12 protein-coding genes are annotated in these 23,228 nt (G+C 55.6%); 7 read left to right on the top strand and 5 right to left on the bottom strand.

Features of this window, described 5'->3' with window-relative positions:
- Positions 1-225 precede the first annotated feature (225 nt).
- The 6 genes from Pla100_RS28420 (at position 226) to Pla100_RS28445 (ending at position 14,238) form a co-directional block, all read left to right on the top strand.
- On the top strand, positions 226-1,749 hold the full coding sequence (locus Pla100_RS28420; RefSeq protein WP_146582449.1) for a BON domain-containing protein: 1,524 nt from the start codon (positions 226-228) through the stop codon (positions 1,747-1,749).
- Positions 1,750-1,930: 181 nt separating this feature from the next.
- The gene (locus Pla100_RS28425; protein ID WP_146582451.1) at positions 1,931-2,431 is read left to right on the top strand and encodes a Fur family transcriptional regulator; all 501 of its coding nucleotides are present in this window, start codon (positions 1,931-1,933) and stop codon (positions 2,429-2,431) included.
- A 548-nt stretch (positions 2,432-2,979) separates the two neighbouring features.
- Positions 2,980-6,351 carry a PSD1 and planctomycete cytochrome C domain-containing protein gene (locus tag Pla100_RS28430; RefSeq protein WP_231603735.1) on the top strand — a complete coding sequence of 1,124 codons (3,372 nt, stop codon included), beginning with the start codon at positions 2,980-2,982 and terminating at the stop codon, positions 6,349-6,351.
- Between the two features lie 4 nt (positions 6,352-6,355).
- Positions 6,356-7,816 carry a DUF1501 domain-containing protein gene (locus tag Pla100_RS28435; RefSeq protein ID WP_146582455.1) on the top strand — a complete coding sequence of 487 codons (1,461 nt, stop codon included), beginning with the start codon at positions 6,356-6,358 and terminating at the stop codon, positions 7,814-7,816.
- 528 nt (positions 7,817-8,344) lie between these two features.
- The gene (locus Pla100_RS28440) at positions 8,345-12,457 is read left to right on the top strand and encodes a carbohydrate-binding domain-containing protein (RefSeq protein WP_231603736.1); all 4,113 of its coding nucleotides are present in this window, start codon (positions 8,345-8,347) and stop codon (positions 12,455-12,457) included.
- Between the two features lie 344 nt (positions 12,458-12,801).
- Positions 12,802-14,238 carry a neutral/alkaline non-lysosomal ceramidase N-terminal domain-containing protein gene (locus tag Pla100_RS28445; protein WP_197168307.1) on the top strand — a complete coding sequence of 479 codons (1,437 nt, stop codon included), beginning with the start codon at positions 12,802-12,804 and terminating at the stop codon, positions 14,236-14,238.
- A 759-nt stretch (positions 14,239-14,997) separates the two neighbouring features.
- On the opposite strand, the gene Pla100_RS28455 is transcribed toward Pla100_RS28445, so the two are convergent.
- Complete coding sequence (locus Pla100_RS28455; RefSeq protein ID WP_146582457.1) at positions 14,998-16,683, bottom strand: sodium:solute symporter family protein; 1,686 nt, start codon at positions 16,681-16,683, stop codon at positions 14,998-15,000.
- Positions 16,680-17,003: a DUF3311 domain-containing protein gene (locus tag Pla100_RS28460; protein ID WP_146582459.1), complete on the bottom strand. Its 324-nt coding sequence runs from the start codon at positions 17,001-17,003 to the stop codon at positions 16,680-16,682. Before Pla100_RS28460 ends, Pla100_RS28455 begins: the two co-directional genes overlap by 4 nt.
- Before the next feature lie 477 nt (positions 17,004-17,480).
- Between Pla100_RS28460 and Pla100_RS28465 the strand changes: the two genes are divergently transcribed.
- On the top strand, positions 17,481-19,301 hold the full coding sequence (locus Pla100_RS28465) for an SLC13 family permease (RefSeq protein WP_146582461.1): 1,821 nt from the start codon (positions 17,481-17,483) through the stop codon (positions 19,299-19,301).
- Between the two features lie 282 nt (positions 19,302-19,583).
- Here the strand turns inward: Pla100_RS28465 and Pla100_RS28470 are convergent, their stop codons facing one another.
- The 3 genes from Pla100_RS28470 to Pla100_RS32030 form a co-directional block, all read right to left on the bottom strand.
- A complete protein-coding gene (locus tag Pla100_RS28470; protein WP_146582463.1) occupies positions 19,584-21,248 on the bottom strand; it encodes a glucan biosynthesis protein in 1,665 nt (554 codons plus the stop codon).
- A 351-nt stretch (positions 21,249-21,599) separates the two neighbouring features.
- Positions 21,600-22,832, bottom strand: coding sequence for a glucoamylase family protein (locus tag Pla100_RS28475; RefSeq protein WP_146582465.1), 1,233 nt, complete (start codon positions 22,830-22,832; stop codon positions 21,600-21,602).
- A gap of 210 nt (positions 22,833-23,042) precedes the next feature.
- Positions 23,043-23,228 (bottom strand): hypothetical protein (locus tag Pla100_RS32030; protein WP_231603737.1); only part of this gene is annotated, 186 nt, incomplete at its 5' end.

Raw genomic sequence — 23,228 nt, forward strand, 5'->3', positions numbered from 1 at the left:
AGGTGAAAAAGTCGCCCAATCGATATTTCTTTTCTCGCCGTTTTGCTTTTATCGACAAAATCGGAAAAAGCCTGCCGAAGTCCGCCCCGGATAACCGAAACAGTCATTAGCACCGTTTGGATCAACAGGCGAAGAGCGTTTGTTCCAGATCCATCAGCAGTCCGATCGGGCGCCTGCTGATCCAGAGTGCGATTACCACATTTAGGACTGTAGGGAGGCATTTCGATGCGACGAAAATATATTGGACTGGCGATGGCTGCTGTTGCCACCCTGGGGCCAGCCACCCTGGCGCCAGGGCAGGCCTTGGGTGGTGACCGAGAGATCGCGCAAGCGATCATCGAGCGACTCAAGGTCAGCCGTGACGCGGGTGAATTGAAAAACTTCAATCTCGACATGAAAGTCAACGACGGCGTGGTTTTGTTCCGCGGCAAAGTCAACGGCCCCGAACAACACTCGGTCGTTCTGGCAACGTCGAAGGGCATCGAGGGTGTTCAAAACGTTGTCGATGAATTGCAAGTCGAACCGATCGCGGCATTGGCGACCACCAAGCAAGCCAAGATCTATCGTCCCAAGTCGGCCAAGATCGAAACGACCGGTCCGGCCATGGATCCGGCGAACGATTCCGATGGCTTCGACTTCGCATCGGCCCTGTCTGGATCCAAGGCGGCCGAGACGGCTGACCAAGCGATCATCGCCCCGGTTGCTCAACTGCCGGTTGCCAAAAAAACTGTCGCCAAAGACGCGACCCCGATCTTGCTACCCGAACCGATTCAGGTTGCTTCGCCGGTAGTGCCGACGATGGTGGCGAGTTCGAAGTCGGTCCCAACGACTCCCGTGACGATCGAAACCTCGGGGCAACCCGACGCCGCTCAAGAAGTCGTCCCCGGTATCGTGCTACCGACGGCAGCTTTCGATGAACAGTCAGCAGAATCAGCGATCTCAGACGAACAATTGACCAATTCGGTCGTTCGTGCGATCGGACGGGCCAAGGCCGAAGGCCACCTCAAGAATTTTGGCGTCGATGTGAACGCGTACGACGGCATGATTCAGCTCGAAGGCAAAGCCGCCTCGGTGCAGCAACGTGAATTCCTTGCCAACATCGCTCGTCACGCCCCCGGTGCTCGCGGAGTGCGAAACCTGATCGAAGTTGCCCAACCGACACGTGCGGCAGAGTCGACCAACACCGTTGCCGCTCAACCGGTTGCTCATCGCAGTGAAATGAGCCAAGGACTGCAACCGTTGCCCCAAGGCGATCAGCCTCGCATGGCAGCGATTCCCCAGCCTCGGCCAATGATCGATCCGATGCCGGCTACCTCGATGCGTCGTAGCGTTCCCGCTCAAGCGGCTTCCTATGGCGGACAACAAGTCATCAATGGCGAAGTCGTCGTACCTGGAAGCATGGTGACCCACGACGGAAGTGGCGGAGCTTACGCCGGCGGCTACCAAATGGGATCGCCTGTCGGTGGTCAAATCGCGGGAGCTCCGATGATGGGTGCCCCCGTTCCGATGGCACCAGCGGCACCTGCCGGTGCCCCTCGGTACGATTCGCCCAACCTGCCCAATTATGCTTGGCCAGGCTACGCCGCCTATCCGAACTACGCCGCGTTGTCTTATCCACAACAATACAGCCCCTCGGCGTTCCCTTACATCGGCCCGTTCTATCCCTATCCGCAAGTGCCATTGGGATGGCGTAAGGTCAGTCTCGAATGGGACGACGGCTGGTGGTTCCTGGACTTCACCGACAAATAAGCATCGCATCTAGCGAAAAATCGAAACCCGGCGTTCATTCCGAACGACCGGGTTTTTTCATTGGGCAACGAATTTTCACTAATTGATGCGGCCGTGGCATTCCTTTCGCCGGGACAATCCTTGGCGATCTTGATAAACTGTCCGACGCTTCTCTTTTCTCGTTACGAACCAACACACGCTCATGTCCAGCGCCGAATCCCTTGAACGACTCGAAGTTAATCTGACCCCACAGGAACGATTCGAGGAATATCTGCAAAGTCGTGGACAACGACAAACCAAACCGCGAAAATTCTTGGTCGAGACCATCTTTTCGCAACATGAACACTTCGACGCCGACGAGCTGATCGACAAATTGCCTCGCAAAGGGCAGCCGAACTACGTCAGTTCCGCGACGGTTTATCGTTCGCTGCGTGAATTCGTCGACGCTGGATTACTTAACAGCTTCCAGCTCGACGGGCGGACAGTCTACGAACTCGATTACGGCTATCCCCAACACGATCATTTGTACTGCACCCGTTGTCGCAAACTGATCGAATTTCGCAGCGAAGAACTGATGAGCCTCCGCGATGCCGAGGCGGCCGAACATGGTTTTCGCGTCACCGGACACCGCCTGATCGTCCACGGAGTCTGCCGAGATTGTGCGGGAAGTCGCCGCAAGAAACGCAAACAAGACCTGGTCTGAGCCGTTGCCTCCGAGAAACACGTTGGCGAGTCTCTCCGAGGCTCGCGTTTCTCAACGTCTCGAAGAGACGCTCCTACCTCAGTTCTCGCCGCTTTTTTTGTTGTTTTCTCAACGCAATTGATAAAAGCCCGACGCGCGTCGGGCTGTTGATTTAATCGTTTAACGGCAAGCCGCAGGCGACCGAGATTGAAAACACAGGCGCCTGCGGCTTGCCGTTAAACGAAAACGCCCAAAATTGGCAGCTGACCAGGACGGAACGCTCAATTTTAAAGTGCTTGAGCGAGGGAAACGTTGGACTTGGCGAGGCAAAAAAACTACCCTGTAAGGACCGTCCAGGGCGTTCCGTTGAGTTGTTCGAGATGGTAGCGATCGTTGTGAAGACTCTCGGCGATGAGCAGTCCATACCGAAACTCTTGACGCGTTTCGCGACCCTAGGAATAAATGCTGACGAAGCCCCTGCCCTTTCCGGACGCCCCCGCCACCCCTCCCCCCCTTACTCCGGTGTTCATTCGCCCATGGTTGGTCGACATTCCCGAATTTTTTTCGGTTTGACACTTTGTAGGTTCATTACCAAGACATTGCCGACGGTCACGTTAATCGTGGCGATCGGAGTTACTATTGTTCCAACGTTGGCCGACGGGTTGAATCCCAAAGAAGAATTCTTTGAACAAAAGATTCGTCCGCTGTTGATCGATCGTTGCCATTCTTGTCACGACGCATCGCTGCAGGAGTCCGATCTGCGATTGGACTCTCGCGACGGAGTTCTTCAGGGTGGCGTTTCGGGTGCGGCGGTGATCGCCGGCAATCCGGCTCAAAGCCTTCTGATCCACGCGGTGACTGGAACTCGGAATGTGGAGCGGATGCCACCGGATGAACCACTCGAGGAGAGCGAAATCGCGTTATTGCGTCGATGGATCAACATGGGAGCCCCGTGGACGGCCCAGGACGCTCCGGCACCGGTTGCTTTGGGCGATCAAGAAGCGATCGGCCGCGCGGCCGAAACCCACTGGGCGTTCCAGCCGATATCGCATCCCACACCGCCGGACGTGACGTCGATCCACTTACCCGCTGAGATCCACGCCGATCAGTGGAAACGCAATCCGATCGACGCGTTTGTGCTTTCGCGACTTGCCGATTCAGGATTATCGCCGAGTCCTTCGGCGCAGCGTGACGTCCTGCTGCGTCGACTCTCGTTTGATTTAATCGGACTGCCACCGACTCATCAACAAGTTCAATCGTTCGTCAACGACCCTCGACCCGATCCGGTCGTGATCGAAGAGACGGTCGACCGATTGCTCGCCAGCGAGCACCACGGCGAACGTTGGGCGAGGTATTGGCTCGATCTTGCCCGCTACGCCGACACTCGCGATTGGCAAGCTCAAGCCGAAATACGATATCCGTACGCGTACACGTATCGCGATTATGTCATTAACAGCCTCAACGATGACAAGCCATACAACGAGTTCATCCAAGAGCAAATCGCAGCCGACTATTACTATCAACAACCCGATGCACCGGAGCTGGCCGCACTCGGATTCCTAACCGTCGGGCCGTTGTTTCGAAACGACCGCCTGGAACAAGCGGCCGATAAAATTGACGTTGTCGGTCGAGGCTTGATGGGCATCACCATCTCGTGCGCCCGTTGCCATGACCACAAGTATGACCCGATTCCGATCGAGGATTACTATTCGCTCTACGGCGTGTTCGCGAGCTGTTCGACGCCCGATACGTATCCCACGATCGATTCGGGAATGACTGACGAAGCCCTACTCGCGGATTTCGAGAAAGCACTTGCCGAAAAACAGAACGATTTACGGCAATACAAAATCGAGTTGCGACGCGATGCGATTCTCGATTTGCAAGAACGAATCCCCACCTACTTCGACGCCTTCGTCGTGATGGGAATCGACAAGAAGAAGGAAATCCGCGGAATCAAGAGTCAGTTCAATATCTTAGAATCGGCAATGACTCCCCTGAATAACGAGTTGCTAGCCCGGCTGAAACGAAACCGCGACAAGAACGATGCCGTCGGCGGGCCTTGGCACGATGCGCTTTCAATCAGCGAACCAGAATTCAAGAAACAGCGAACCCAATGGCTCAATCGTTGGCTGGGAGATGCAGACTTGAATCCATTGATCGCCGAAACATTGAAACAGTCCTCACCTCTGACTCGCTCTGACGTTGTCAAGGCTTACGCCGGAGTGATCGAGCGGGTGATGAAGAAAACGCTGGCAGTAAAACCACTCGATGCGAACGAGGAAGCCATCCGCGCCGCGATGCTCGACGAAGGCGGATGGTTCGATTTCGATCCCGAGGCCGTCGCCAACGCATCCCGATTGATGGGCAAAGGACGCAAGATGTTGGGCGATCTCGACAAGGCGATCACCGAAGTCGAATCGACGCACCCGGGCGCCCCGCCGCGGGCGATGACCTTGGTCGACAACGAAAAGCCGGTGACACCGTTCGTGATGTTGCGTGGCGAAGCCAACCGCCGCGGAGATCAAGTTCCCCGCCAATTTGTCAGCATACTATCGCCGGAAAAACGAGAGCCGTTCGTCGATGGCAGTGGCCGACGTGAACTCGCCGAAGCAATTACAAGCCCGACGAATTCATTGACGACTCGCGTGTTGGTTAATCGCATTTGGTCGAAATACTTCGGTGTCGGTCTAGCCGGGTCTCTCGATGACTTCGGCTTGCGAAGTGAACCGCCGAGCCATCCGGAATTACTCGATTACTTGGCATCGGAATTCATGGCCAATGGGTGGTCGATGAAATGGTTGCACAAGACGATCGCCACCAGCCAAACGTACGCTCAGTCGAGCGATTTCCGCGATGAAGCGATGCGTGCGGATCCCGACAACCGCTTGATTTGGCGACAATCCCGACGCCGCTTGGACTTTGAAGCGATGCGTGATTCCATCCTGTGTGCTTCGGGTGCGATCGACCGTACCGTCGGTGGCAAGTCCATTAAGCTGAGCGAGGAACCCTTCACCACTCGACGAAGTGTTTACGCATACGTTGATCGCATCGAACTCGATCCGATCTTGCGGACGTTTGATTTTGCATCGCCGACCGCCTCGGCGGCGTCACGGCCCGAAACGACGATCCCGCAACAAGCGTTGTTCGGCATGAATCATCCTTTCGTCGCTCAACAGGCCCGGCGGATTGCCAATCAAGCCGAAGACGCAATGACGACCAAGAGTCGTTCGTCCGACGAGGTCATCAAACAACTTTACCAAAACGTATTCGCACGTTCTCCGAGCGACGACGAATTGAAGATCGCCAAAGAGTTCCTGGCGACCTCGGCAGATCAAGCCGGTGCGATGAATCGGCAAGTTTGGCAATACGGTTTCGGAGCGTTGACCGAAAAGATCGCAGACTCCAGCGTCGAAAGCGGTTTCGAGCCACTGCCCCATTGGACCGGACAGTTTTATCAGGCCTCGGATACCTACCCCGATCCAGATAAAACGTTTCTTCGCCTGACCGAAACCGGTGGTCACCCAGGCCGCGATAACCATCATGCGGTCATTCGACGTTGGATCGCGCCGCAAGATGGCGCTGTTAATGTCAACGGCAGGATCAAGCATAGCCGTGACAAAGGGGATGGTGTGATCGCAGCAGTTCGGTGCAACGATGTTTTTGAAACCTTCCAAGTTTGTCAGGGCGAGGCTCAAACCCTGATCAAGCAGATCCCCGTCCAGGCCGGAGACGCCATCGATTTTATCGTCGCGCCAGGCGAAACAACGACCGCTGATTCCTACACCTGGATGAATCTGGTCGTCGGGGTGAAGGGAAATTTGGCGGGACAAACATGGCGGAGCAACACCGACTTTGCCGCTCCGCCGCCGCCAGCCCTGACGCCATTAGCTCAATTGGCGCAAGCCCTCTTGCTAACCAACGAATTCCTTTATTTGGATTGATCCCATGCATACACCTTGGATTGCCGACCGTCGTCGGATGTTGCAACGAAGTGGTTTCGGAATGGGCATGCTGGCACTCGCCGGGGTGTTGCGTGACGCTGGTGAATTGACTTCTGGATCGGGCGTTTTGTCCGCTGCAGAAACCGGACCCGGCGATAACGTGTCGGCCAGTGCAGGTTTGTCGCAAGCCGTCCGGCAGCCGCATTTTTCGGGAACGGCCAAACGCGTCATTCATCTCTTTGCCAACGGCGGGCCCAGCCAAATCGACACGTTCGATCCCAAACCGGCACTGAAAAAATTCGCCGGGAAGTCGATCGATCCGAAACTGGCCAAAGACCGTCGTCTCGGTGGAGTGGCTCATCCGTCCAAGTTTAAGTTCAGCAAGCACGGCCAATCCGGTCTGGAGATTAGCGAGTTGTTTCCCAAACTCGCCGCGCACGCAGACAAATTGTGCGTAATCCGATCGATGGTGACCGACGTGCCCAACCACGAACCCGGTTTGATGATGATGAACTGCGGCGACATTGTGCGACCGCGCCCGAGCGTTGGGTCATGGGTGCTTTACGGTTTGGGTACGGAGAACCAAAGCCTACCCGGCTTCGTCGTCATGTGTCCCAACGGACTACCCACGGCGGCGACCTCGAATTGGCGAAACGCGTTCTTGCCGGGAATTTTCCAAGGCACACATGTCGATACGCAGTACACCGACGTGGAAGAACTGATCGCGAACATTGAAAACAAGTTCATGTTGCATGAACAACAAGAAAACCAACTCGCGCTGATTCAACAACTCAATCGCAAGCACCTGCAAGAACGACAAGAGGACGCCCAACTCACCACGCGGATCGAGTCACTCGAATTGGCGTTTCGGATGCAAGGGGAAGCCCGGGACGCGTTCGACCTATCCTCGGAAACTCAGGCTACCCGCGACATGTATGGTGACACGTTGCAAGGCCGACAAATGTTGATCGCCAGACGGCTGAGTGAACGTGGCGTCCGTTATGTTCAGGTTTACCATGGTGCTGGTCAACCTTGGGATTCGCATGCGTCGATCGACACGAATCATCCGCGACTGGCCCAGGAGTGTGATGGACCGATCGCGGCACTTTTAGCTGACTTGGATCAGCGAGGACTTCTCGAAGACACGCTCGTGATTTGGGGCGGCGAGATTGGACGCACGCCCACGGTGCAGTTGCCTGTTACCGCCAATCCAGGTCGCGATCACCACGACGACGGGTTTACGGTGTGGATGGCTGGCGGCGGAGTCAAAGGCGGGATGGCCTACGGGGCCACCGACGAAGTCGGGTTGCACGCGGTCGAGAACCGGGTTCACGTCCACGATCTGCATGCCACCATGCTGCATCTACTCGGATTTGACCACACGCGGTTAACGTACCGTTATGCCGGTCGAGACTTCCGATTGACTGATGTTCATGGGAACGTGGTTCATGACATTATCGCTTGAGGCGGCTACGCCGCAAACAAACAAGCCCGACGCGCAACGGCGTGTTGATTGAGTGCACGTTTGGGCGTTCGTTTAACGGCAAGCCGCAGGCGACTGCGTTTTCAAACACTGTCGCCTGCGGCTTGCCGTTAAACGATTTAATCAACAGACCGGCAAGCGAGTGGCGTCGCTGGTATAGCGAAGTTTGGAGTGGTTTCCCTCGCTCGCGCGTTTTGAAGTTGCGCTTTTTTCGTAACCCCATGCGTAAGCGAGGGATTATTGATATTGACTCATCCCTCGCTCACGCTTCGGGTTACTAAAAACCAATGCCACAGGGAAAAGCGCAACTTAAAAACTCGCGCGTCGGGCTTGTATTCATTGCCTTAAAAAGCAACGAATGCGGCGATATCTGATGTAGAGAGCAACGCATCAAGAACAGAGAATTGCGAAATATGTCGCAACCAGCGACTTGATTCACATGGACGTGTGTTTAGGATGTTGCCGGAAGTTCCGTGTTTTCCGGCTGCCTCGTTCTCCGCTTTCAATGCTATGAAACGTTCACTCGTCCGATCTCTGTTGAAGCTCCCAGTGCAGGCACGTCGTTCACGGTCGCAACACAACGGATGGTCGCTTTCACATCTCGAACCACGTCTCATGCTGGCCGGCGATGCGGGGGCGGAAGTTGCCACCGCTGCGCACTCGAGTGATGCGGAGACGGGTACTGCGGAAATCGCCTTCGTCGATGCGGAGGTACAGGAAAGTGTAGACATCGTCTCATTGGCTCGCCGTGGGGTCGAGATCGTTTTGCTCGACGATTCGTCATCCGCGATCGAGCAAATGAACGACGCCATTTCTCGCCGTAACGATCTATCGGCCGTCCATATTTTCTCACACGGCCAATCCGGTCGCATCGAAATCGGAGGACAAATGATCGATCAGACCAATGCGGACGAGTGGTCCGGCTGGTCCTCGCATTTGCATCCCGATGCTGACATCTTGATCTACGGCTGTGATGTCGCTGACGGTCTCCAGGGCAAAGCACTGTTGCGCCAAATTGCTCGTGTTACCGGTGCTGATGTCGCGGGGTCGATCAACGCCACCGGATCGATACGACAAGGCGGCGATTGGGAACTGGAGTTCAAGACCGGTTCCGTTGAGTCCCAATTGATCGCAAGTTTGGATCAACTCAATCAGATCGAGATGGTGTTGCCGATCACGATTCGAGCTGCCGGAACGACCGGTTTGGAGCAAATGCAACTCGAAGTCGATGGCGTAATCGTCCAAACATGGAACAATATCGGCGGTAACGCCAATCAACGTCAGTTTCAAACTTACACTTATAACGGCGCCCCCGATGCGACGCTTGGCGACGTTCGCGTACGTTTCATCAATGATTTCGCCGATCGCGCCAACGGCATCGATCGAAACCTGCGTATCGATTCGATCACGGTCAACGGATCGACGCGCCAGTCCGAAGACCCCACCACGTTTGGAACGGGAACTTGGCTGAACACCGACGGCATCGCACCTGGGTTTCGCGAGAGCGAATGGATTCATACCAACGGGTACTTCCAATATGCGGACTTGAACAACGCGGGAAGCCGATTCGAGATTTACGCGGCGGGCTACGAAGGTTCCGAGCAAATGGAGTTGTGGATCGACGGAGTCCAGGCGAGCGTGTGGAACGACATCGGTGGCAACGCGATCACCAGGGATTTCGTCCGGTATAATTTCACGGCCGACAGACAGGTTGACATCGGTGATGTCGAAATTCGTTTCACCAACGATTTGGTTCTTAATAGCGGCCAGACCGATCGCAATCTTCGAGTTGACCGGATCGTGGTCGACGGCGTCACTTACGAAACCGAAGCCCCCACCGTCTATTCAAATGGAACTTGGATCAACGGTGGCATCACACCGGGGTTCGTCCAAAGTGAATGGCTACACATCAATGGGGCGTTCCAGTACGGCGCGCAATCCAACAATGGAAGTCAAATCGAGATTTATGCGGCGGGCTACGAGGGTTCCGAACGGATGGAACTTTGGATTGGCGGAACGCAAGCCCAAGTTTGGAACAACATCGGCGGCAACACGATCACTAGAAATTTCATTCGCTACGATTTTTCTGCGGACAGAGAAGTTGATATCAGTGATGTGGAAGTTCGTTTCACCAATGATTTGTATATCAACAACGGTGAAACCGACCGCAATCTTCGTGTTGACCGCATCGTAGTCGACGGCGTTTCCTACGAAACCGAATCCCCCACCGTCTTTTCCAACGGAACTTGGCTCAATGGCGGGATCACACCTGGTTTCGTCCAAAGTGAATGGCTGCACATCAATGGATCGTTTCAGTACGGTGCAGAAGTTGGTACTCCAGGTACGATCGCATTGCAAACCAGTAACCTGATTGTCGACGAAGGCTCCGGTGAAGTTCGCGTGAACGTCGTTCGAACCGGTGGCAAAGCGGGGGTCGTGACGGTCGACTACGACACGTTTGCCGGGACCGCCACCGACGGTGCCGACTACAGGAGGCAGTCCGGCACGTTGACCTTCAATGCCGGAGAAACCGTCAAGTCAATCGTCGTGCCGATTCTCAACGATTCACTCCTTGAAACAAACGAGACTTTCAATGTCACGATTGATAACGTGAGAGGAAATGCCAATCTTTCGGTACCCCGAACGGCTACGGTTTCGATTACTGACGACGACGTGAACCTGCCATCGTACGCCAATTTCCAAAGCGTTGTTGGATTGGATCTCAACGGGAATGCTCGGCGGAACGGGAACGCACTCGAACTCACTGGCGCTACGTCCGGTCAATCCGGTAGCGCTTTCTTCACGACTCCAATCTCACTAACCAACGATGGTTCGTTCCGCACCGCTTTCAGCTTTGAAGCGACCGGTGGCGGAGGTACCAACGGTGCGGATGGATTGACCTTCGTGATCCAGAACGATCCGCTCAACACGTCCGCTTTGGGAGGGACTGGAGACGCGTTGGGTTACCAAGGGATCACGCGATCGGTCGCCGTTGAATTCGACACGTACCGCAATGGTGCGGACGTCAACGACAATCATGTTTCGATCCTAGCCGGTTCGACCAACTTCAGCCTTAAATCAGCCATCCCCGGCCTCGATTTGAATTCGGGATCTCGTGTTTACGCATGGGTCGACTACAACGGCTCGAGCGATGTGCTGGCCGTTTATGTCTCGCAATCGAACACGCGTCCCGCGACCGCCTTACTAAAAACGACCGTTGATCTCACATCAATCGTCGGAGACCAGGGTTATGTCGGCTTTACCGCCGCAACAGGAGGCCGGACCAATTCACACCGAATCCTGAATTGGTCGCTCAATCAGGACATACCACCGCGCGATCCACCCACCACGGGCGGCGACGAAGTCCGTGCCGTGACGGTGGCGTCGGGTTTGAATCAACCTACCGCGATCGAATGGTTGCCCGACGGAACCATGCTGATCGCCGAACAGAGCGGTCGTGTGCGGGCATCGTTTAACGGAACGGTCTTGTCGACACCGTTCATTGACATCTCAAACATCGTCAACGGCACCCGGGACCGCGGGCTACTCGATATCGCGGTTCATCCAGACTTTGCCAATAACCCCTACGTCTATTTGTTGTTCACTTACGATCCGCCTGAAGTCAATAATCAGGCTGCAGGTACCCTCGCCGGTGCCGACGGCCGCGGGAACCGAGCCGGGCGTTTGATTCGCGTGACAGCCGATTCGACGAATAACTACCGAACCGCCATCTCAGGCAGCGAAGTCGTTCTGTTGGGCAACAATAGCACATGGCAGAATTTCAACGGATTTGCCAACAGCACGACCGACTTCAGTGAACCGCCCGCCGGCGAACTGCCCGACGGAACTTATATCGAAGACTTCATCAACAGCGATAGTGAATCCCATACGGTCGGCGCGTTGGCCTTCGGGATCGACGGCGAACTATTTGTTTCGATTGGTGATGGTGCCAGTTACAACCGTGTCGACGTACGTGCCGATCGCGTGCAAGACATTGACAGTCTTTCCGGCAAAGTATTGCGGATCGACCCGCTCACCGGCCGCGGCCTGTCCGACAATCCGTTCTTCAACGGCGATCCTGATGCCAATCGGTCGAAGGTTTATCAACTCGGACTACGCAACCCGTTCCGCATGTCCGTCGATCCAGTAACCGGACAACTATTCGTCGGTGACGTCGGATGGACACGTTGGGAGGAAATCAATGCGGCCGGACCGGGAGCGAACTTTGGATGGCCGTTCTACGAAGGCGGAAGCGGCACGAGCATCGTCAACCAAGGTTACGCTGCTACTCCCGAAGGCCAAGCGTTCTTTGCGAATTCCGTCCAAGTGACATCGTCGCAGTACGCACTGAGTCACCAAGCCGATGGGATCAACGCCATCGTGATGGGCGACGTCTACCGTGGATCGGTTTACGGAAGTGAATACTTCGGCGACGTATTCTTCAACGATCTTGGTCAAGGCATCGTGCGACACGCCGATGTCGGACCCAACGGAGAAATTTCGAACGTCAAGATTTTTACAACCGGATCGAGCGTGATCGTCGCGATTAGCCAAGGTCCTGACGGATCGCTCTACTTTGTCGACCTCAATGACAACACGGTCGGCCGCTGGGACTTGGTCTAGTGGTGCTTCGATTTAAGAACGAGAAGTGGACTTAGTGGATCTTTGATACATTGGGGCATCGGTTTGGGCGTTCAGCCCGTTGTCCCTCCCAGGATTTCCGCATCATTGCCGAGAGCCCGCTCGGACAACGTTGCCACGCCTCACCCGCAGTCAGCAACGGGCAGATCTTCATTCGTGGGGAAACCGATCTGTTTTGCATCGCCGATCAGGCTGATTTGCCCGAGTGATTGGGGCAGTTTCCCATCCGAGTTTTCGCGATCGATCGGCGTCGGCGGACCGCAACACGCGTGACATACGTCAGGGTATCATCAAACGGTTGCTCATTCCCCGTACATGGTGCCAGTATGAAAAATTTGATTGCGATTGCTTTCTTGGTCATGGTCCTTTCGCAGCCTCAGAAAATGGTGCAGGCGGATGCCCCCAAGCTGCGCGCCGGAGCTTCGGTTGTTGACATCACGCCAACGGTCTTTCCGGTGAACATGCCCGGCGGCTTCAACGAGAACCCAGCGACTTCCGCTCATGATCCGCTCAGCTCACGCGCCCTCGTACTCGACGATGGTTCCACGACCATCGCCATGGTCGTGGTTGATTCACTGGGCGTGGACCCTGATGTGATCGAAGAGGCCAAGAAGTCCGCCGCTGGCCAAACCGGCATTCCGATCGAGAACATGATGGTCTGTTCGACCCACTCTCATTCATGTCCTCCGTCCAATGCAACGAGTGGTCGTCCGGGCGATGTCGCCTATCGGGCGACCATTCTCAGTGGAATCGCTGAGTCGATCGTACGCGCTCAACAATCGCTGGAATCGGCATCCTTCGGATCAAACCAGCACGCCTTACCCGACGAAGTCTTCAACCGACGCTGGTACCTCAAACCGGGAAAAATGCCGCTCAATCCGTTCGGCGGCCTCGACCAAGTCAAGATGAATCCTGGGCAAAGCAGTGATGTCCTTGATCGGCCGGCGGGACCAACCGATCCCGATGTTCAGATCATTTCAATCGTCGATGATCGGAAACGCCCGATGGCCATGTTCGCAAACTATGCGCTGCACTACGTCGGCGGTATTCCTTCGGGACAGGTTTCGTCAGACTATTTTGGCGAGTTCGCCCGATTGATGCCGAGCCGGATGCGGGGACGTGGTGACTTCGTCGCGATGATGTCCAATGGAGCTTCGGGCGACATCAACAACATTCCGTTCGGCGTCACTCGACCGCCACGAGAACCGTTCGAACAAGTCCGGATCGTGGCGAGGAAAGCCGCCGACGCTGCCTGGTTTGCATACAACAAGATTGATTCACATCGTGCCGACGTGTCGTTGGGAATGCGAGAACGAGAAGTCACACTGGCATATCGCAAACCCACGCCCGATCAACTCGAGGCTGCCGAGAAAGTGTTGGCCATCACTTCGGAACGCGAACGCGCTGCCTTGCCACGTCTGGCCGAAGCCTACGCCCGACGCACGATCAGCGCCGCCGAGCGGCCTGATCATGTGACGGTCAAAGTTCAAGCGATCCGAATCGGCGATTTGGCCATCTGCGGTTTCCCCTTCGAAACGCTCGTTGAAATTGGCATGGAGCTTCGACAAGTCAGCCCCTTTTCTCAAACGATCGTGGTTGGACTCGCCAACGGACGCCACGGCTACCTCCCGCCGCCTCGGCAACATCGACTAGGAGGCTATGAAACTTGGTTGGGCACGAACCATGTCCAAATCGATGCTTCGGATATCCTTTCGGGAAACCTTCGCGAAATGCTGGACGAACTTCACGCAGAAACAAAATGAACTACTTCATTTGTCAGAAACAAATCATGCAAAAACGAGTTTGATCAAACGTCGCAGCCCTTCGGGCTGGGCTGTTCAAAATTCGGTGATGACTCGTTGTTTTTCTTTTTTTTCTCAGCAGTTTCTTGTCCACCTGTCACCTCTCCAGAACGCAGGAGACTGCTGATTTAATTGAAAACACCGACGGAAGATCAGCCGTTTGGGCGTTAGCCCCGGTTCTGCGATGCCGAAACCGTGGCTAACGCCAAAACGGCTAATTAAATCAGCAGTCTCCGCAGTTTGGGGGAGGTCGAGCGACGACGTTCAGGAGTCCGCGAGGGAGGGGGCAAGGGCGTTGTTTGATTGGATCGGCTTGGTTTGCCCTGGGGATGCCCCCTCCCGGATCTTGCTTCGCTCGATCCGACCTCCCCCAGCTTCGCTGGGAGAGGTGACAGGAAGTTGCGGAGAACGAAAATGTCGCAATGCCAAATTTTGAACAGCCCAACGTCAGCCCCGGTTGGCGTCCGGTTAACCGCCGCTAACGCGGTACGGCTAATTAAATCAACAGCCCGCTAGCGGGCTGTTGATTTAGTCGTTTAACGGCAAGCCGCAGGCGATAGAGCTTGAGAACGCAGACGCCTGCGGCTTGCCGTTAAACGAAAACGCCCAATCGTGCACTAAATCAACAGCCCGCTAGCGCGTTCGGCTCACCCTAAAACGAGACTTTGACTCAACACCAAAGAAGAAAGGTGAGGTTCAAACGAAACGTTCGCTGTCCTACTAAAAGAACTTGGCCAACGTTTCCGGTTTGGGTTTGGGCGTGAACAAAGAAACGACGACGGTCGTGACGAGGCAACTCAGTACCATCACGAGCACGGGCATGATTTCGTATTGTTCACCGGACCATTCCCAGTAGTAGTGGAACTCTCGCAATCCCTTCGGTGCGTTGAGGCCGTGATAGAACAGAATGCTCCAACTTGTGATCGCCGCAAAGATTCCGCTGATCGCGCCTGCGGCGGTCAGGCCTCGCCAGTACAACGCCAAGAACACGACCGGAAACAACGCACTGAAGCCACTGAAACACCAAACGCCGAGTGCAAACACACTCGTCGGATTCCCGAGGCTGAGCAGATACGTGACAGCCACGATGCCGATGATGAACATCCGTGTCGTGAAAACCTGTTGAGAATCGCTGACGTTCTCGACGCCTTTGTAGTGCGTGTAGATGTCGTTGCTGAAGATCGTTCCGATGCACAAGAACTGACTGTCCAAACTCGACATGATCGCCGCCAGGATTCCCGCCGCCAACAAACCTCCTAAGATCGGGCCGGTCTGTGTCTTAACCAAGAACGGCAAAACCGCATTGGCGTTGACGATCTGAGTACCCGGGATCAGCGGAAGCCGCGGTGGGGCAAGTGACCCGGTGGCCCAAACGCCGACCAAGACACAAGGCACCCACACGATCATGATAAAAATTGGATGGCAAACGACGGGCAGCTTAAATGAATTGGCACTCTTGGCAGTCATCCAGTGCTGGAACAGGTGCGGGAACATGCCCACCGAGAGTGGAATCAGGAGGTAGGTGAAGAACAACGATTTGCTCATTTCTGAACGCGTCGCCCGGTTCTCCGGGATGGACTCGCCGAGGACTCGCAAGTTCGCCATCAATCCTTCTTGTCCGCCCAGTTTGTTAGCGATCATCACGAACGTGACCACACCGAGAACCATGAACACGAGCGTCTGAAACGTATTCGCCCAAGTCGTACCGCGCATCCCGCCCATGAAGACATACACGAGCACGACAAAGCAGATCATCAAGGACCCGAGCCAGGGCGGAATGCCGCCGTGCAAACCCCGATTGGGCGTACCATCGGCGGTCAACACGGGGAACCATTCGGGCGACAATCCGGCTGTCAGCGTTTGCACCACCGTACCGCCGCCGATCACGCCGACGAGCAAGTACGGAATCACCAAACCGACCAAGATCGGGAACAACAACAGTCCAATGAAGTCGCTTTCGAGACGGTCGCGGAAGAACTCGATTTGGGTGGTGTAACCTCGCGTGCGAGCCAATTTCCAGACCCGGACGCCGATCACGAAGAAACACAACGAGTGGATAATCCCGCTGCTGCTTGCCAACATTCCGTAAACACCAACGCCTTCTTTAAAGGCTTCGCCACTACTGCCGACCAACGCGAACGCGGTCATCGTCGTTCCGAAGATACTCATCAACAACAAGAACGGCCCGATCGAATGGCTGGCGACTTGATAGTCCGCTTTGGTGCCGCTGAACAACCGACTCGAAAAAATCCCGAGGGCCAACAGCAAAGCGAGATACACCAAAATGATCAAAAATTGCGGCAAACCGGGGTGTGTCAACCACGATCCGTCACCACCGGCGGGAGCCGCTTGGGCGATGATTTCGAACGCGAAGCCGTCGCGAAAAAGGGTGTTCCAGGCGATCATGACGACACCTCCGATTCGTTCCTCATCGAGGGCTTGGTGGTCGATGAACCAGCCGGTACGTCCAGCGGTGTGTCAAGCGGCCAAGCGAACCTCGTCGCCAAAAACCACGTCAATGAGGCACCGATCGAGATACACGCGTGCCAAAACAATCCGATCGGAATGAACCCGAACACCAAACGTCCGTCCAGCCAAAACCAGTTGTCTTGATGCAGAACGAGCAGGAGCACAACGAGAAAAACAATCGCCCAGGGACCTAAACTCGATCGTTGAGTTTGGCCTGGCGATGGATCAGGTGGGACAGAGCCGTGAGTTTCAGTCATAGATTTGGCGGGATTGGGGGAGGGGGATCAGAGAGGATCTGCACAATCGTGCGTGCAGTTTAATACGAATCCGGGGGCGACGATACGCAGGGTTTCAACTAGGATCTCTAGGCGATTCTCAACGCGGCTACGCCGCAAACATAGAAGCCCGACGCGCAAGCGAGTGGAGTCGCTGGTATTGAAGAGTTTGGCACGAATTCCCTCGCTCGCGCGTTTTGAAGTTGCGCTTTTGCCTGTGGCATTGGTTTATCGTAACCCGACGCGTAAGCGAGGGATGAGTCAATATCAATTATCCCTCGCTTACGCAGCGGGTTACGAAAAAAGCGCAACTTCAAAACTCGCGCGTCGGGCTTGTATCAATTGCTGTGAAAAAAAACACCAAAAGCGGCGATAACCGATGCAGAAACCCAGGCGAACGCGTCAACCTCCACTCCTTCTTCCTCCGTACTTCACCAGAGCCCGCGAGCTGACATCTTGATGATTAGTCTGATCATTCCCGCAACTTGGCCGATGTGGTTGACGCTCGCCGTTGCCTGCGGCTTGTTGCTCGGACTCGCTTTTCGCGTTGCCGCGACGGATTTGTTGGTGCTTTCAAGTCTCGCGATTTTAGTCCTGGTGCAAGACTTGACGGGCAACCCGAGTTTACCCACACCGCTTGATGCCGCCGCAGGGTTTGGCAACAAAGGGTTGGTGACGATCGCATTGCTATTCGCCGTGGTGACGGGCCTCGAGATGACCGGCGGGACGGAACTTGCCACCGGCTGGTTGCTCGGAGGTGCCAAGGGGCTCCGCAGTGCGCTGATTCGGATGCTGATTCCCGTCGCGGCTCTGAGCGGTTTCTTGAACAACACACCGGTGGTGGCGGCGTTGCTGCCCGTCGTTCATGACTTGGCCAAACGCATCAATGTCAGCCCATCGAGGTTGTTGTTGCCGTTGTCGTATGCGGCGATCTTAGGCGGGATGTGTACGTTGATGGGCACGAGTACCAACTTGCTAGTGCGAGATCTGTACATCGGCAAACAACACGAGTTCGGAGAATTGTGGTTCTTTGCTCCTGCAATTGCGGGCATTCCCGCCACGGTGCTGGGATTGGCATATATGATCTTTGCGTCGAAGTGGTTGTTGCCTGAACGCAAGCCCGCGGTCAGTGTTTCCGATGATCCGCAAAAGTACACCGTTGAAATGCAGGTCGATCCGACCGGTCCCATGGTCGGTCGCACGATCCAACAAGCGGGACTGCGGGCCTTGCCAGGTTTATACGTTGCCGAAATCCAGCGTGCCGACGGCCGGATCGAGCCCGCCAAACCTGATCAACGGATCTATGGTGACGACATATTGATTTTGGTCGGAGCTCTCGATAGCGTCGTCGACCTCCGCAAACTTCGTGGCTTGATCACGCCTGACGATCAAACCCGAAAACTCGAGGTGCCGGCGTGGCGACGAACCTTGGTCGAAGCGGTCGTCAGTCCACGCTGCTCGCTGATCGGCAAGACCATCCGCGAAGGCAAGTTTCGATCCAATTACAACGCCGCCGTTGTCGCCGTCGCGCGTGGTGGCAGCCGATTGCAGGGAAAGATCGGCGACGTCCGCATCCGTCCCGGTGACGTGTTGTTACTGGAGGCGTCGCCATCTTTCCTGCACCGGCAACGCGGACTGAGTGATTTCTATCTGGTCAGCACGGTCGAACGAGGCGAAGTCCGGCGGCATGAAAAGGCGGGCATCGCGATCGCGATCACGCTCGCGATGGTCACATGTGCGGCGCTTGACATCGTTTCCATCTTGACGGCCGCATTGGTCGCCTGCATCGCCATGATCGCGTTTCGTTGCTGCACGACAGGCGAAGCCCGTCGCAGTTTAGATTGGTCCGTACTGATCGTGATCGGTGCTGCGATTGGAATCGGAAATGCGATGAATCAAAGCGGCGCGGCCGGAGCGATCGCCGGAGTATTATTGGCATCCGCATCGTCAAGTCCGTTAGGCACTTTGGCGGCCGTCTTCATCGCCACCGTCATCTGTACCGAACTGGTGACCAATAGTGCCGCCGCTGCGATCATGTTCCCCATCGCTTGGTCGGCCGCGATGGGATTGGGTATGTCGCCGGAGCCTTTCGTAGTCGCGATCATGATCGCGGCCTCGGCCAGCTTCATGACGCCATTCGGATACCAAACCAACACCATGGTTTATGGCGTCGGCGGTTACGAATTGCGAGACTATGTCGTGTTCGGTTTTCCACTCAGTCTGCTCGTTTTTGCAACGTCGATGGTGACGTTGTCTTGGTACTACGGGATCGGGTTCTGAACCGGATGATGTGTAGCCCAGCGAGTGGGTCAGTAGAAAACGCTATGTCAGCGACTCTCGGAATTGCCGAATCAAGGTCGTTTCGCCAACTTGATAACGTTGCTTGAGAACGTGGTCGACCATCGTTGCGGTTAACCCGGGAAGCTGGCGACTTTGTGGAAGGGTGCGATCCCTACTTGGCGACATAAATGATACCCGATCGGTGGCGGAAAGTCACCGTTATGAATCAATCAACAGCGTCAATGGCGGGCGGAGCTTAAACCCGGTTGGCAATTTCGGGCACTACTCTTTCCGCGTGTAAACCGACGGATAAACGAATGTCGGCTGTTCGTGCGGACATAGGTAGCGAAAGGTTTCCGAGATCGGCTGCGATTGCGAATCCAAGAGTGTCAGCTCCAGTTCGATCGGTGCCGCCTCGGTCGGAACGATCGTCAGATCAACCTGATAACCTGACTCGGTTCGATTGACGGATTGTTGCTTCACTTCGCCGCGAATCGTTTGGATCTTTGCTCTCGCTTCGTCCGATTCCGTCGGATCGGTCGCCACCACCTCGTCTTCGTCCTGATCGCCATCCTCAGCGACGTTGCAACGAAACGTGATTTCAAGACGAATGCCCGAGTCGTTCGACCGGCGGTCCACGTCCAGACAATCGAACTTCGCGGTCAACTCGGGGCCCGATTCAAATACGGGCAGCTCCGCTTCATCGCGAAAGAAAAAAGTCTGGTAGTTCAGGTGCAGTGGTTGGTGAATATCCGTCGGTTCATCGGCAACGAAATACGCGCCGATGTTATCGATGCCTTCGTGAGCTCCTGGAATTTCGAGCAGTTCGATCCTGCCCTTACCGAAGTCCTTGATCGGGCGTACCCAAACGCTTGGACGATCGTGGTAGCGCGCGTTGTAATCGTCGTAGTGCAAGAAAATTCGGTCGCGCTGCAAAAGTCCGAAGCCCTGAAGTTCGTCGACTCGAATGCTTGATACCGATGGATAAGGCAGCCTCGCGAATGATCGCCATTGCCATTGATCATCGGCGTGAATCAGCAAACCGTCGGCGTCGTGAACCGAAGGTCGAAGGTCCAGCGGAGGGCCCTCGAGCCCGTCGCCCCAAATCCACATGCTTGTTAGAGGCGCGATCGCGAGTTTCGAAGGCGACTTTCGAAAGTACAAACTCGCCTTCACGTTCATCTTCGAAACCGTTTCACTGGGTCTGAAGTCGAATTGGTACGCCCCCGTGAGGCTGGGACTGTCCAATAATGCGAGGATGCGGATATCGCGATCTTTCGATGATGGTTCTACAACCCAAAACTTTCGAAAGTCGGGAAACTCTTCATCTTGATTCATCCCCACATCGACGGCCAACCCGCGAGCCGAAGTACCATAGACGGTTTGCCCGGTCCGAGCGCGAAAGTAGCTCGAACCGATGAACGTCAACAACTCCTGCGGGTCACCATCGGGTGAGAATCTGCCGGCGATTCGGATACCTGCAAAACCAACCGAATCGGGAATGGTCAAGGGCATCGCTTGATCGCCGAATCGAAACTGATCCGGCGAATACGTGACTTCGGTTACCTCAGGGTTGGTTTGGGGTTTCGGGTCGTTCGGAATTAAGTAGCAATCGATCCGGTCTTGCTGAACAAAACCACGATGAAAGAACTCCAGCCAAAACGGGTGATCGCCATCGGCCCAAATCGCCTTCTCGTGCTTGAAGTGAATCTTGCTGTACTGTTCGTACTCCATCTTCGCCAGCTCTCCGGCAAGAGGCGGTTCGCGACGGTAGTCCTGAGCGGCCAGGCGCTCTGCGAACGATTGCAGATCGGTGAAACTGCGGACATTCTTTTCCGCCGATCCGTTTTTGTCTTTGGAAATCGTTCGCTCCGCCCGTAGTGAGCCATCGAAGAGAATGCCGAGAGCACAGGCAAACACAAGGCGATGAATTCGATAGATGCGCATTGGGTGGGCGATTGAACCGGAGAAGAGAAGAGAAACTCACCGGTTCGACGTTCAAAGCAAATCTCGCGCCGTCCCAGCCGCCGTGGCGTCGACTTTCAGTCGACGTGGAGGCCGCCACCAACGCCCCGTGAGGCACCCGATGAGAACCCAATCATCGCAAGCCGAGTTCGCACGTAGCTTGCCAACCTCGGCTTCCTGCCAGACGAGCTGGCAGGGGAGCGATAAATGATGACTTGTGTAGGATAAAGAGGGCGAGAGCCTGGGAATCATTTTGATCAGCAGCCACGCTATCGCGTTGCGGTTGATTGGTTGGTTTATCTGGTAATGATCCCGATAGTCGACGCCATGAATTCACCGAAACCCGGTTCGTTCGAAAGCCGCCTGGGCGACCGGATGCCTCATGAACGCGTCCCAGACTCCTCCGCTGCGAAGATTCTCCGCCATCAGCAATGAGATGCCGGTATCGATCCCGATCACGTCTTGGCTGACCCATCCGGTGGCCGGATTGAAGGCGTTGGCAAATCCATATCTTCCGTAAACCGCATCTCCAAAATGTTCACGCTGATACCGCAGGGTCGTCAAGGATTGGTCGGGCACGGCGGCTAGGCCACCCGCTGCGGCGCTGGGGACGACCGTTCCATCGATCCCGCGATCCGGTTCGAACCGATTGTCTTCATATGGACCGCCCCAATCGCGGTAGCCGGATACCGAATCGCTACTCGTGATTCCCCACAACTTATCGCCGTAATGGCCCAGCGGATCGGGGTAACGCTGGCCGAGTTGCGTTAAAAATTCGATCTGGGCGAAGTGCGCCGTGATCGAGTTCTGCCAATAACTGCGTCCGTTCGGACTTCGCACGTTTCGAAAGTCAAAAAAGGCCATCGGATATTGATGCACGAAAAGCGGTGGATAGCTCAAGAATGATTCACCGCGATGAGTGAGCGTTTGATCCCGACGCCAAGCGTGCCAGCAGGCTGGATCGATCGCATGCCGAGGCGCGCCGATCGCCATCAGAACGAGGATCGTTAGCTCGCTGAAACGATCCCATTGGTAGGGCAGCAAACCTTCCTCCGGCGTCCACCCCATGTGCATCAAATTGTCTTCGCTCAGCATCGACTGCCAATCGGTGCGATTGACTAAGTCTTGGCACAAACTACGAATTTCAGGATCTTGCCCGAAAGTCGTTTCGGCACACATCACGCCGGCGAGCATCAAAGCCGTGTCGACCGTCGACGCCTCGCAATTCATGCGTCGGCCGCCGTCAGCGCGACCGATAAAATGATAGACGAACCCGTTGTGGTGCTCGGCGACATACAACAGCGATCGCAGCAACGTGCGCGATCGCTCACGGGCGGAATCAAACGACTCTAATTCAGCCTTCGGGGCGATGGCGTAAGAGGCCAACGCGAACCCACACGATGCTGAACTGGCGTGTTCGCTGAATCCACTTCCGTCGCGTGCACCGCGATCGCTCACCAACCCGGTCGACGAGTCCGCAGCGTCAAGGAAGAACTGATAACAGCGCGTCTGCAGATCACGAATGAACGCTTCGTCTTGTGGCGGAAGAGAGGCTGGGGGCGTCATCGAACGGCTCGCCGAAAAAGCGGAGGTGGTTTCGTTAGAACCGGCGAAGGCTTCATAGTCGCCCGACAAGAGCGACGTCAGTGATGCCCCGAGCGCAACCCCTACGGAGGCTTTCAGGCAGCTTCGGCGGGATAGACGCGATCGCGACAATGACTCGGCGGACAAAGCATTCATCCTAGAGGCGGGGAGGAAGTGACCGAACGTTCAACATCAGTTATCGCCGCATTCGGTGTTTTTCGAAGGCAATTGATACAAACCCGACGCGCGAGTTTTGAAGACTGCCATATGGTTTTCAAGTGGGAAGGCAATTTTGTTACGGGTACATATTTTCACCGGTCTGCTCGGAAGCAGTTTTCGATTCGCAATCATCGGAACTGACGCTGGATTGAAAAATCG

This window comes from Neorhodopirellula pilleata (genome assembly GCF_007859915.1).
In the GTDB taxonomy this organism is placed as follows: Bacteria; Planctomycetota; Planctomycetia; order Pirellulales; family Pirellulaceae; genus Rhodopirellula; species Rhodopirellula pilleata.